The organism is Chitinophaga arvensicola, assembly GCF_900110835.1.
In the GTDB taxonomy this organism is placed as follows: Bacteria; Bacteroidota; Bacteroidia; order Chitinophagales; family Chitinophagaceae; genus Chitinophaga; species Chitinophaga arvensicola.
This window is the reverse complement of record NZ_FOJG01000002.1, coordinates 2,208,469-2,220,227: the sequence shown is the minus strand read 5'-3', so window position 1 is coordinate 2,220,227 and position 11,759 is coordinate 2,208,469. Positions and strand designations below refer to the sequence as shown.

The 11,759-nt window shown below is 48.2% G+C and carries 12 protein-coding genes; 7 read left to right on the top strand and 5 right to left on the bottom strand.

Annotated elements, in window-relative coordinates; genetic code table 11:
• The first annotated feature begins 95 nt into the window (after window positions 1-95).
• Both BMW79_RS26315 and BMW79_RS26310 read left to right on the top strand, forming a co-directional pair.
• The gene (locus tag BMW79_RS26315; protein WP_089900168.1) at window positions 96-1,007 is read left to right on the top strand and encodes a helix-turn-helix domain-containing protein; all 912 of its coding nucleotides are present in this window, start codon (window positions 96-98) and stop codon (window positions 1,005-1,007) included.
• A 108-nt stretch (window positions 1,008-1,115) separates the two neighbouring features.
• Window positions 1,116-1,823: a peptidase associated/transthyretin-like domain-containing protein gene (locus BMW79_RS26310; protein WP_089900165.1), complete on the top strand. Its 708-nt coding sequence runs from the start codon at window positions 1,116-1,118 to the stop codon at window positions 1,821-1,823.
• A 3-nt stretch (window positions 1,824-1,826) separates the two neighbouring features.
• Here the strand turns inward: BMW79_RS26310 and xth are convergent, their stop codons facing one another.
• Window positions 1,827-2,603 carry an exodeoxyribonuclease III gene (gene xth, locus BMW79_RS26305; protein ID WP_089900162.1) on the bottom strand — a complete coding sequence of 259 codons (777 nt, stop codon included), beginning with the start codon at window positions 2,601-2,603 and terminating at the stop codon, window positions 1,827-1,829.
• Window positions 2,604-2,701: 98 nt separating this feature from the next.
• Here xth and BMW79_RS26300 point away from each other — a divergent pair, with 98 nt between their 5' ends.
• Genes BMW79_RS26300 through BMW79_RS26290 form a run of 3 tightly spaced genes read left to right on the top strand, consistent with a single transcriptional unit; the run spans window position 2,702 to window position 4,592 of the window.
• Window positions 2,702-3,403 (top strand): DUF2461 domain-containing protein, encoded by a 702-nt coding sequence (locus BMW79_RS26300; RefSeq protein WP_089900159.1) that lies wholly within the window; start codon window positions 2,702-2,704, stop codon window positions 3,401-3,403.
• Between the two features lie 49 nt (window positions 3,404-3,452).
• Window positions 3,453-4,085, top strand: coding sequence for a class I SAM-dependent methyltransferase (locus BMW79_RS26295; RefSeq protein WP_089904281.1), 633 nt, complete (start codon window positions 3,453-3,455; stop codon window positions 4,083-4,085).
• 24 nt (window positions 4,086-4,109) lie between these two features.
• Complete coding sequence (locus BMW79_RS26290; RefSeq protein ID WP_089900155.1) at window positions 4,110-4,592, top strand: hypothetical protein; 483 nt, start codon at window positions 4,110-4,112, stop codon at window positions 4,590-4,592.
• Here BMW79_RS26290 and BMW79_RS26285 read toward each other — a convergent pair.
• A complete protein-coding gene (locus BMW79_RS26285) occupies window positions 4,589-5,191 on the bottom strand; it encodes an RNA polymerase sigma-70 factor (RefSeq protein ID WP_089900151.1) in 603 nt (200 codons plus the stop codon). The two genes, BMW79_RS26290 and BMW79_RS26285, sit on opposite strands and share 4 nt — an antisense overlap.
• Window positions 5,192-5,427: 236 nt before the next feature.
• Between BMW79_RS26285 and BMW79_RS26280 the strand changes: the two genes are divergently transcribed.
• Complete coding sequence (locus BMW79_RS26280) at window positions 5,428-6,606, top strand: FecR family protein (protein WP_177192341.1); 1,179 nt, start codon at window positions 5,428-5,430, stop codon at window positions 6,604-6,606.
• Window positions 6,607-6,677: 71 nt separating this feature from the next.
• Here BMW79_RS26280 and BMW79_RS26275 read toward each other — a convergent pair whose 3' ends face one another.
• Window positions 6,678-7,154, bottom strand: coding sequence for a group II truncated hemoglobin (locus BMW79_RS26275; RefSeq protein ID WP_089900145.1), 477 nt, complete (start codon window positions 7,152-7,154; stop codon window positions 6,678-6,680).
• Window positions 7,155-7,293: 139 nt separating this feature from the next.
• On the bottom strand, window positions 7,294-7,677 hold the full coding sequence (locus BMW79_RS26270; protein WP_089900142.1) for a response regulator: 384 nt from the start codon (window positions 7,675-7,677) through the stop codon (window positions 7,294-7,296).
• 137 nt (window positions 7,678-7,814) lie between these two features.
• Between BMW79_RS26270 and BMW79_RS26265 the strand changes: the two genes are divergently transcribed.
• Window positions 7,815-9,269: an aminoacyl-histidine dipeptidase gene (locus BMW79_RS26265; RefSeq protein ID WP_089900139.1), complete on the top strand. Its 1,455-nt coding sequence runs from the start codon at window positions 7,815-7,817 to the stop codon at window positions 9,267-9,269.
• Window positions 9,270-9,313: 44 nt separating this feature from the next.
• Here BMW79_RS26265 and BMW79_RS26260 read toward each other — a convergent pair whose 3' ends face one another.
• Window positions 9,314-11,683, bottom strand: coding sequence for an ABC transporter permease (locus BMW79_RS26260; protein WP_089904278.1), 2,370 nt, complete (start codon window positions 11,681-11,683; stop codon window positions 9,314-9,316).
• Window positions 11,684-11,759 lie beyond the last annotated feature (76 nt).

Here is an 11,759-nt window from a genome sequence, read left to right as displayed (position 1 = left end):
GAGGAGACAGCAAACTACCGGAACTCAGACCGGCTATTTTTTCTATGGATTTTTAGGCGGTTTGCATCTGAATAAACAGATTAAACCTGATAGCTATGCAAACGGCCAACAGACGAACAACAGGAACTAAGAACAACGCTATTCCCTACCTGCGGCTCACGGCAGCAGGCTTTGAAATAGCGTCCATGCAAAGCTTTATAGCCGCCAACAACGAGTTGCTCAACCATCCTATCCGCACCAATGCGTTTCATATTTTCTGGTTTAAAGCCGGTGGAAAATGTTTCCAGGTAAATTTCAGCCCGGTGGAATTCCAGGAAAATACCATCCTGTTTGTGCGGAAGGACAGTGTGCAGCTGCTGCACCATGAGAAGGACTATCACGGGCTCACTATCAGTTTTACAGAAGATTTTCTTTACCAGACCATCACAGATCAACATTTTTTGCAGGATACCGCCCTGTTCAGCGATCATGCCGCTTTAACGAGTATTCAGCCAGGGGAGCGGCTGCCGGCTTTTATGGCCATTCTTCATGCCATGGAAGAGGAAATAGAAGGGCCACCGGATGCCTTTAAAACAGATATTCTCCGTAACCTGCTCCGCAATTTCCTGATGCTGGCGGCACGCGAAAAAGGTATGACCCATATGCACCACGACCCGCTGAACCGGGATGCCTTGTTTGCCCAGCAATATATCTCCCTGGTAGAAAAAGAATTCTCCCGGCAGAAAAAAGTGGCTGCTTATGCTGCCATGCTGCATATTTCGGAAAAAAGATTACACCTGGCTACCACGCAGATCTCCGGGAAAACCCCGAAGCAGCTCATCGATGATAAAGTGCTGCTGGAAGCCCGGCGGCTGCTGGGTTACAGTCATCAGCTGATCAAGGAAATAGGCTATGAGCTTGGTTTCCCGGAGCCATCTAACTTTATAAAATACTTTATTAAACATACCGGTATCTCACCCGCTGCATTCCGGAAAAATATCCGCGAACGCGCGGGGAATCAGATATAACGAATTGTTAATATTTTGCCTGTTCTTGCTTATGTTTTCATCCTGTCTTAGATTGAGGGCGAAATGGGCATCTCTACACTCCTTCAAAGGACCGCAATCCTCACGTTATTGATCCTCCTCCGCCTGGCGGCTGATGGCCAGGTGCGGATCAACGGAACGATCTATGATCGCTCTGCACGTTTTGGTATGGCCGGTGTGAGTGTGATGAGTAATTCCGGTACCGGCGCCGTCACTGATTCTGCGGGACGTTATAACATTATACTTTATCCCAACGATTCTATCAGTTTTTCTTACCAGGGAAAAGCAACCATGAAATTTGCCGTGAAGGAGATCCCGGTAAACAGGCCTTTCAATATGAGCCTGCATGTGGATGTGCATTATCTGCCTACAGTAGAAGTATCTACCATGCGTGCCCGCAACTACAAACAGGATTCGCTGGAAAACCGCAATGAATACCGCAAAATATTTGAGTATTCACCTGAATACCTGACGGGTGGCAGTAACGGTGTAGGCGTGGGCGTTAGCCTCGACGCGCTTTTCAGCATGAAGAAAATAAAAAGAATGGAAAATTTCCGGCGCTTCCTGGAAAGGGATGAGCAGGAAAAATACATAGACCACCGTTTTAATAAAACGTTGGTGAAAAAGATTACCGGTATTGAATCGCCGGCGCTGGAAATTTTTATGAAAGAATACCGGCCCGATTATCTCATGCTGTTCCAGTTTGAGAATGAGTACCAGTATTACAAGTATATCCAGGACTGCGGGCGGTATTTTACCGAAGTATGGAAAAAGGGCCACCCGGACGAGGCCCGGTAAATATTATATATCTTTCAGTTCAATCCATACGGGGGCATGATCGCTGCTTTTCTCCCATCCCCGTACGTTCCGGTCTACGCCACCTGCCACCAGTTTATCTTTCAGCTGCGGACTCAACAAAAAATGATCAATACGTAAGCCGGCATCGCGGCCATAGGCATCCCGGAAATAATCCCAGAAAGTATAGATTTTCTGATCGGGGTACAGGGTTCTGATGGCATCTGTCCAGCCCTGACCGGCCAGCTTTTTAAACGCCGCCCTTGTTTCCGGACGGAACAGGGCATCATCTACCCAGCGTTCCGGTTTGTATACATCCAGTTCTGTGGGCATCACGTTGAAATCGCCAGTGAGTACCACCGGTTGCTTGCCTGCCAGCAGTTCTTTTGCATGCGTGGTGAGGCGTTCGAACCATTTCAGTTTGTAATCGAATTTAGGGCCGGGGGCGGGGTTGCCGTTGGGCAAATAAAGACAGGCAATGATGATCCCGTTTACTTCTGCCTCAATATAACGGCTGTGCAGATCCTCCGGGTCGCCGGGAAGCACCCTGCGGACCTCTTTCAGGGCCGCTTCGCGGGATAGGATAGCTACACCGTTCCAGCTTTTCTGTCCATGCCAGATGGCCTTGTAGCCGGCATCCAGGATGGCCTGTTCCGGAAATTTTTCCAGCGGCGCCTTCAGCTCCTGTAAACAGGCAATATCCGGGGCGGTTTCGTTCAGCCAGCGGAGTAATACCGGCAGGCGGCCGTTCACGCCATTCACATTATAAGTGGCTATTTTCATATCGTGTTTTTAGGATTGCATCCTTGTAAAAATAACTTTTTTAGCCCATCTGCCTGCATCGTTTATAGTATCTTTGCCACGAAAAATGAATAATATTTATGGCAAAGAAAGATATTCAATTACCCCGTATACAGCAGTCTGGCTTTGATTTTTTAAAAACCCTCAAGCAAAATAACAACCGCGACTGGTTCAACGCCCATAAGCCAAAGTACCAGCAGGAACTGGAGCAGGTGGAAACATTTGCAGAAGGCCTGTTGCAGGAGTTGTCGGCACACGACCTGATCGAAACGCCTTCCGGCAAAAAGAGCATATACCGTATTTACCGCGATACCCGTTTCTCCCAGGATAAAACCCCTTATAAAACGCATTGGAGCGGTAGCTTTAAACGTGCTACCAAACAGCGCCGGGGAGGTTACTATTTTCATATTGAGGCAGGCAACAGTTTTGTGGCCGGTGGTTTCTGGGGACCGTCGACCGATGATCTGAAAAGGATCCGGGAAGAGATTGCATTTGACGCTGCTCCGTTGCGGAAGATCATCAACAGTAAGTCTTTTAAAACGATGTTCCAGGCACTGGAAGGAGAGCAGCTGAAAACAGCGCCCAAAGGCTTTCCGGCGGATCATGAAGCGATTGACCTGCTGCGTTACAAACAGTTTTTGCTCATCCGCCGGTTCACTGACGAAGAGGTATTAAAGGGAGATTTTGTAAAAGAAGCCAGTCGTACGTTTCAGGCGATGCGCCCGTTTTTCGATTTCATGAGCGAGGCCCTCACGGCCGATCCCAACGGCCTTCCTGCCTAGCAAAAAATAATGGCCGGCAGTGCAGATAAAATTTGCTAATTTCCTGAGTATGGATCATATACTCTCAGCGGCGGAAGTCTTTAATAAGAATGCCGCCCTGTACCAGCAGAAGTACATGAACGTGGAGCCTTACCATGCTTCATTCGATTTGTTCTGTCAGCATATCCCGCAGGAAAATGCCGCTATCCTGGAAATTGGCTGCGGGCCCGGTAATGTGACACGGTACCTGCGCGACAGGCGGCCGGACTTTCGTATCCTGGCTACCGACATTGCTCCCAATATGCTGGAACTGGCCAGGGTGAATAGCCCCGGCGCAACGTTTGAACCCATGGATGCACGGGATATCAGCCACATCTCCCAACAGTTTAACGGCATTATGTGCGGATTCTGTTTGCCTTATCTCAATCAGGAAGAAGCTGCGAAACTCATTGCTGATGCGGCGGACAGGTTATTGCCGGGTGGTGTATTGTATCTCAGCACGATGGAAGATGACTATGAAAAATCGGGCGTGGTTACTTCCAGTGCCGGCGATAAAGTGTATATGTATTATCATCCTGCGGCAGCGCTCACCACTGATCTGGAGAACAGTGGTTTTGAGGTCATCTTCACCGACCGCAAGCAGTATCCGGGCTTTGATGGCAATATGACCACAGATCTGTTGCTGCTGGCGCGTAAGAAATAGTTTTTTATATTTTATCTAATCCCTATGACCAACGAAACGAACTCTATTTTTGACAAGGATTTTGTAGCCGGGACGGCTATACGCCGCAGGGATCTGATGCCGCTGGCCCTGAAGATATATGTATGGTTTTTTGTGATAGCAGCTGCGCTGACGATTGTTAGAAGTGCATACAGTTATAGTACAGTAGATACATTCCGGAGTTTTACTACCCTCTCTTCATTGGATATATTGAATTTTATTATGATGCTGGCGACGCCGTTTTTACGTTTCCTTCCCAATCTTTTTTTGTTACTGGAAAGAAGATGGGCGGTATTACTGACGCTGGTAACAGTAGGGATATCCATACTCTTACAGTGCTATAATACATTTAAGATGTATTACCTGGCACCAGGTGCTATGTTTCTTGTAATAAATCTCTTTATACTATTGATAGAGGTACCCTACGTGATCATGCTTTGGAAAATAAAAGACAAATGGGAGAACGTTGCTGTTGCAAAAGTACCCTAGGCCTTCATCAGCAACGCACTTCCTCCCAACGTCAGCAGTATCATCAGTTGCTGATCGCTGAACCGCAGGCGTAGCTGTGCCAGTGCCCTGGCTTTATGTTCCTTTACGGTAAAAACGGAGATCCCCATTTTTTCTGCGATCTCTTCATTTTTGAGTCCTTCAAAATATACCATGCGGAACACCTGCTGCCTTTTCTCCGGCAGTTTTTCAATTTCCTGGTAAATGGATTGCAGTAATTCGGTTCGGATCATTTGTTGCAGCACGAGTTCGTCGCCCTGCTGATCATCGAGGTAACGCATTTCTTCCTGGAAATGATCTTTTACTTTCAGGTGCCGTAAATAGTTCAGGCATGCATTCCGGGTAGTCGTGTAAAGAAAGCCCTTGATGCTTTTGGGATGGTCGAAATCACGATGCCGGTTCCACAGCTTTACGTAGCTGTCTTTTACAATATCTTCCGCCTCCGCCATATTTCCCATCAGCTGCGCCGCAAAGAAGCAGAGTGGCCGGTAATACAGCCGGAAGAAAGAATTAAATGCCTGCGGATCGCCTTGCTGGAACGCGGGAATGATATCTTCCGTAAGTTCGGGATGTTCTGTCATGACTCTGGTTTTAAGGCGGCCTCGCTGCCTCCGCTAGCGGGCTAAACTAAAACATATTCAGGATATTGTGCAAAAAAAATACACAGGGGGCCTGTGAAAAAAAATTTTCATCACCACTAGTTCAATTACCCGGGTAAGGTGTTCTGGTGAAAGTAAAACTATCAGATTTGTCAGCGAAACTATCACCACAGGATCAAGCGCGCGTTCAGGCTATGCAGCACATAGCGGGTTTGTTTTTGCAAAAACTGCAAGGCACATTGGATAGTGCTGCAGCAACAGAACTGGAACAATGGCTTTCAGCGCAGTCTGCGGAGAACAGGGCGTTTTATACCAGCATGACTTCCTGGACGGAGATAGAGGAGGCTTTGCATCAATTTTATCAGATTGACGAAACAGCCGCCTGGAACGATGTGTGGCAGCGGATCGGGCAGGAGAGTCCGAAAACATCGCCTGCCATACGCCCTATCTGGATCCGCCGGACAGCCGCCGCAGCAGCGGTATTGTTGTTGGTCGGGCTGGGCACCGGCTGGTGGCTGCATCGCAAAACAGTTATAAATTCCACTATCCCCCCTATGGCATCGCTTGGTGATACCAACGTGGTGCCAGGAGGGAATAAAGCCACCCTCCAGCTTGCCGATGGCAGTGTGATTGTGCTGGATAGCGCGGCTAATGGTGCGCTAAGCCAGCAAGGCAACACCCTGGTTCGGAAAGAAAAAGAGGGCGCACTATCCTATGAATCCCTTTCCCCACGCCCGGATACCGCCCTGGTTTACAATAAAGTGTCCACCCCGCGTGGAGGCCAGTACCAGGTGGTATTGCCGGACGGCACGAAAGTATGGCTCAATGCGGCTTCTTCGCTTCGTTACCCGACAGCCTTCAACGGAAATGAAAGAAGCGTGGAACTCACCGGCGAAGCCTATTTCGAAGTAGCCGCCAATGCAACAAAGCATTTTAAAGTAACGGTTGCCAGTTCGCAACACACACCGATGCAGCTGGAAGTACTGGGTACCAGCTTTAATATCCAGGCTTATGGCGATGAACCGGTACAAGCCGCTACGCTGGTAACCGGTAAAGTAAATGTAGTAGCAGGTGATCAGCAGGCGTTGCTGATTCCCGGTCATGAGGCGTTGCTTACCCGCCACAGTAACCGTATGCAGGTACAAGCAGCCGATCTGGATGCTACCCTGGCCTGGAAGAACGGGCTTTTTTACTTACAGGATGCAAATATCACCGATATTATGCGGCAGATTGCCCGCTGGTATGATGTAGATGTTGTGTACGAAGGCGCCATCCCGCAGCAGTTTGTAGGGAAGATCCCCCGTAGCATGAATTTACCGGATGTACTGAAAATTCTCGAATCCACCGGCTGGGTGCATTTCCGGGTAGAAGGGAAGAAGATAACAGTACAACCCTGACGCTGCATTTTAAAAAAGAAATCCCTCTTCTGTTAAACGGAAGAGGGATTTACTTTTATAATAATGTTTCATCAGGGAATATAAGGCCCGCCTGGTTCCCCCCAGCCCCATTTCGGCATGGGTTCATCCGGTTGCAGCGGCACCGCCGTTTCCTGGGAATTGATCACGGCTATCCGCGTACCCCATTCTATATACGCTACAAATGCGGAGCGGAATTCCGGATCATCCGGTAACTGCAGGGTATCTGCTGTTTCAATCAACAGCTGCACCCATCTTTTCCGGTGCTGTTCCGTGAGATGTTTCCCCAGGTGTTTCTGGATCATTTTGAAATGAGAACCCTCAGCGGTGCTGTACATTTTCGGACCGCCGAATACTTCTGCAATAAAATGCGCCACATGGCGCTGATGTTCGGGCGACATATGCTTAAATACAGGCTCCAGCAATTCGTCCTGTAATACTTTATCGTAAAAAGCGGTCATCAGTTTTTCAAATACCGGCATACCTCCGGCCCATTCATACAGGGTGGGAATGTTCTTCTCTGTTGTCATAGAGATGGTTTCTTTAAATATAATTATTAATCATCGTAAATGTAACGGAGAAGCAAACGGGGAACAAGAGCTTACCAAAAAGTAGGCGGGGGACTAACAAAAAAAAGCTGCCACCTGGAAGGGTGGCAGCCGGTATCATTTAGTTCAGCAGCGGTTCGATGGCGCTGTAGAGGGTTGTTTTATTAAAAGGCTTTTCCAGGAAAGTATCTGCGCCGTTTTCAATGGCCACATCTTTCGCGGCAGCATCCATACCGGAAATCATAATGATTTTTGTAGCAGGGTATTTTTCTTTGATATAACTGATAAAATCCAATCCATATCCATCAGGCAGCCTGTTATCCAGTAATACAATGGCGGGTGGCTGCTGTTGAAAATATTCCACAGCTTCGGAAAGAGATTGTACATGCTCTACTTCCATTTCCTTTCCATCCAGTAATAAATTGATCAATAAACACATCTCTCCTTCATCTTCCACAATCAGTATTTTTTGTTTGGCAGCAGTGCTGGTATTGGTATTAGTCATAAAGCTGGTTTAAAAGTTTAAGGTTATTTGCTCCTTACAGGATAAAAAATCATACCAGAGATAACCCGGCTGGCTGATATCGCCGGATCCGTTATCTTTACGGCTACCTTTACAATCATCGGTTAATAAGCATGTCAATGGAAATAAAAGATTTATCACCGCAATCGCTCTGGCAGCATTTTGCCCAATTGAATGCCGTACCCAGGGCTTCCAAAAAGGAAGAACGGGTTATTGCATTTATGATGGATTTCGGTAAAAGCCTCGGGCTGGACACAAAGAAAGATGCTATCGGGAATGTGGTGATCAAAAAGCCTGCAACGCCCGGAATGGAAAACCGGCAAACGGTTATCCTGCAATCGCACCTGGATATGGTGCATCAGAAAAACAATGATACTGTATTTGATTTTGATACCCAGGGTATTGAGATGTTTGTGGAAGACGACTGGGTAAAAGCCAGGGGTACTACACTGGGGGCCGACAATGGCATCGGGGTAGCAGCTATTATGTCGGTGCTGAGTGCCAAAGATATTGCGCATCCTGCCATTGAGGCCATGTTTACCATTGATGAAGAAACGGGTATGACAGGCGCCAAGCAACTGGATCCCGTGAACTTTTCCGGTACCATTCTGCTGAACCTGGATACAGAAGAGGAAGATGAATTAACGATTGGTTGCGCCGGCGGCATCGATACCAATACGAAAGGCACCTATAAAGAAGTGCCGGCGGGGAAAGATACCACTGCGTTCCTCATCTCCCTGAAAGGCTTACTGGGTGGACACTCCGGTATGGAAATCCATAAAGGCAGGGCCAATGCCAATAAGCTGATGAACCGGTTGCTGTATAAAGCCCTGGCATCATTCGATGTGCAGCTGGCCAGCCTGGATGGCGGCAGTCTCCGTAACGCCATTCCCCGTGAATCACAGGCGGTGGTGACTATCCCGGCAAAGGACCAGGATGCATTTCTTCGTTTTATCAGCGATTTTACCACAACGGTAAAAGAAGAATATCAAACCATAGAACCCGCCCTGGTGCTGGAATGTAAAGCTACTACGGCTCCGGCGCTGGTCATGGATCCGGCATATCTTCCGGGTTTATTGCGGGCCATTTATGCGGCGCCCAATGGCGTATTCCGTATGAGTCCGGACATCGCAGGCCTGGTGGAAGCTTCCACTAACCTGGCGAGGGTACAGGTAAAAGAGGGGGTAGTGATTACGCAGTCGCTGCAACGCAGCAGCGTGGAAAGTACCAAAGAAGATGTGGCTACCGCAGTGAGTGCGGCTTTTGAAAACATCGGCAACGAAGTACAGCAGGGCGGCGATTATCCTGGATGGAAACCCAACGCGGATTCGGCAGTGCTGCGTTTACTGCTGGCATTGTATAAAGATCATTTTACGCATACACCCAATGTGGGTGCATGTCACGCCGGACTGGAATGCGGGATCCTCGGGGCGCACCTGGGTAACCCGGATATGATTTCTTTTGGACCTACTATCCGGGGGGCACATTCTCCGGATGAAAGGGTACAGATTTCTTCCGTCGGCAGGTTTTATGATTACCTGTTACACATTCTCCGGGAAATTCCCGCTAAATAACATAATATAAAAGAGGCTGACCTTTAAAGTCAGCCTCTTTTATATTATTCGCTTTTTAAAGACTTGACGGGATTCATCAGTGCGGCTTTCAGCGATTGGTAACTGATAGTGACCAACGCAATGACGATTGCCATCAGGCCTGCCAGAACGAAGATACTCCAGCTGATGGGCGCATGGTATACATAGTTTTGTAACCAGCGATGAATAGCATACCATGCCACCGGCGACGCAATAAGAATAGCCACGAGTATCAGTTTGATAAAGTCGACCGACAACAACCGTGTGATACTCAGCACCGAGGCACCTAAAATTTTCCGTACTCCGATTTCTTTGGTCCTGTTTTCTGCCATGTAAGCGGAGAGGCCCAGCAAGCCAAGACAGGAAATGCTGATGGCCAGCGCGGAAAACAATCCTGCAAGGGCTTTGATCCGTTGCTCGTTTTCAAAGTTCCGTGCATATTCATCATCTATAAACCGGTAATCGAATGGATAGGCGGAATTATATTTTTTAAAGATGGCGGCGGCCAGTTGCAGGTTATCTGCAGTGCTGCGTGTTTTGCTGAACCGGATATGCATGGTATTAAACCAGCTGCCGGGTCCCTGTATTACCAGTGGTGGAATTGTTTCATAGGGAGAATTCAGTACATAATCTTTCACCACGCCGACTACATGCCAGCTGACACGATGATCGGCCTGTGAAATGACCTGTCCCAGCGGCGCATTAAAGCCCATGGTTTTTACGGCCGTTTCATTTAACAGCACTGCAAAAGAATCGGAAGGATATTGCTGGATATTGATATCCCTGCCTGCTACCAATTGCAGTTCCGCCGTTTTTACAAGATCAGCGTCGGTACTGAACAGCGCAATGGTGGGATTGTTTCCTTCCTTTTTGCCGGACCAGCGGAGGCCCCAGGTGTTAGTGCCGCGTTCGGTGATGGTCCACATATTTTTACTAACGCCAACGGCTACACCCGAGCTTAGCAGTTCCTGTTTGATGAGTGCATAATTTTTTTCTATCTCTCCCGTAAAATGCACCCGGATAAGATTATTCTGTGAGTAGCCGGTTTGCCGGTCCTGCGCGTACCGGATCTGGTTACGCACGGCAATGGTAGCAATGATGAGTACAATGGCGAAGCTGAACTGGATCACCACCAGCACTTTCCTGGGGGAGAGGAATGCATTTACCTTTTTGAATTTCCGCTGAAAAATGCCTGCGGGGCTGAAAGAGGCCAGGTAAAATGCCGGCCAGGCCCCAGCCAGGATACTGGTAAAAAGGATAAACCCGGCTGCCGCCAGCCAGCCATAAGGCTGCTTCCAGGGGATGCTGAGCTGTTCATTTATAAGCTGGTTGAAAGGTCTGATAGCAAAAATTACGATGAGTATAGCGCCCAATGCAGATATACACACTGTTACAAAAGACTCTGTCATAAACTGCCGGATCAGCAGGCCCTTACCCGCGCCGGCTACCTTACGGATGCCTACTTCTTTGGCGCGTTGTTCGCTTCTGGCGGTACTCAGATTCATAAAATTGATACAGGCAATCAGCAGGATAAAACCGGCGATAACGCCAAACAGGCGTACCATGGTAATTCTTCCGCCGGTGGCTTTGCCATTTTCGAAAGAGGAGTACAGGTGCCATTTATCCAGTGGGTGCAGAAAATGTGTCCATACATCTGTTTTGCCGGTATGCCGTTGTGAAAAGTTGCTGAACCTGGCGTTGAAGGCAGTAACATTGGTATGTGGCTGCAGCAACACAAAAGTGGAAATGCTGTTGCTCAGCCAGCTGTCGTTGACCCATCCTTTTTGCTTTATAAAGGCCCAGGGCAGCAGGTATTCGAAATGAAAGCGGCTATTGGAGGGCAGCGTTTTTAATACGCCGGTAACGGTTACTACATCAGCGGTTTCTATGCGGATTGTTTTATTCAGGGCATCTTCGGTGCCGAATAATTTTATGGCCAGCTCCTGTGTAATAATGATCGAGTTGGGTGTTGCCAGCTGTTCCTTTGCAGCACCTGTTTTCAGCGGGAACCGAAACATTTCCAGGAATGCCGGATCTACGACGCCGCCTTGCAAACCGCTCAATTGTGTATTGCCTGCCGTGAAAAGCACTCCGCCTAATGGAATAAAACGGGTGGTGTTTTCCACTTCGGGGAATTCCGCTTTCATGGCTGGCCCCAGCGGTTGCGAGGTTTCATTGATGGCCTGCAGGTGACCTTCTATCTTAGCAAGACCATAGGCTTCATAGAGCCGGTCTTTAGCAGGGTGAAAATTATCAAAGCTGACTTCATGCTGTATCCAGATCATGATCAGGATAACGCCTGCCATTCCAATACTCAGCCCGGATATATTGATAAAAGAAAAGCGCTTATTGCGGATCAGGTTTCTCCAGGCGATGATAAAATAATTTTTCAGCATGGCGATCATTTAGCAAACATCCTTCCATCGTAATGCCAGTCTTTTATGCACTGATCACCAGTGTATTATGTTTTTG

What these genes read in the sequence shown, in the direction of transcription:
- BMW79_RS26290 (WP_089900155.1), top strand. Translation starts at nt 4,110, where the DNA reads ATGACCAACGAAACGAACTCTATTTTTGACAAGGATTTTGTAGCCGGG.
- BMW79_RS26300 (WP_089900159.1), top strand. Translation starts at nt 2,702, where the DNA reads ATGGCAAAGAAAGATATTCAATTACCCCGTATACAGCAGTCTGGCTTT.
- BMW79_RS26275 (WP_089900145.1), bottom strand. Translation starts at nt 7,154, where the DNA reads ATGACAACAGAGAAGAACATTCCCACCCTGTATGAATGGGCCGGAGGT.
- BMW79_RS26295 (WP_089904281.1), top strand. Translation starts at nt 3,453, where the DNA reads ATGGATCATATACTCTCAGCGGCGGAAGTCTTTAATAAGAATGCCGCC.
- BMW79_RS26265 (WP_089900139.1), top strand. Translation starts at nt 7,815, where the DNA reads ATGGAAATAAAAGATTTATCACCGCAATCGCTCTGGCAGCATTTTGCC.
- xth (WP_089900162.1), bottom strand. Translation starts at nt 2,603, where the DNA reads ATGAAAATAGCCACTTATAATGTGAATGGCGTGAACGGCCGCCTGCCG.
- BMW79_RS26260 (WP_089904278.1), bottom strand. Translation starts at nt 11,683, where the DNA reads ATGCTGAAAAATTATTTTATCATCGCCTGGAGAAACCTGATCCGCAAT.
- BMW79_RS26285 (WP_089900151.1), bottom strand. Translation starts at nt 5,191, where the DNA reads ATGACAGAACATCCCGAACTTACGGAAGATATCATTCCCGCGTTCCAG.
- BMW79_RS26315 (WP_089900168.1), top strand. Translation starts at nt 96, where the DNA reads ATGCAAACGGCCAACAGACGAACAACAGGAACTAAGAACAACGCTATT.
- BMW79_RS26270 (WP_089900142.1), bottom strand. Translation starts at nt 7,677, where the DNA reads ATGACTAATACCAATACCAGCACTGCTGCCAAACAAAAAATACTGATT.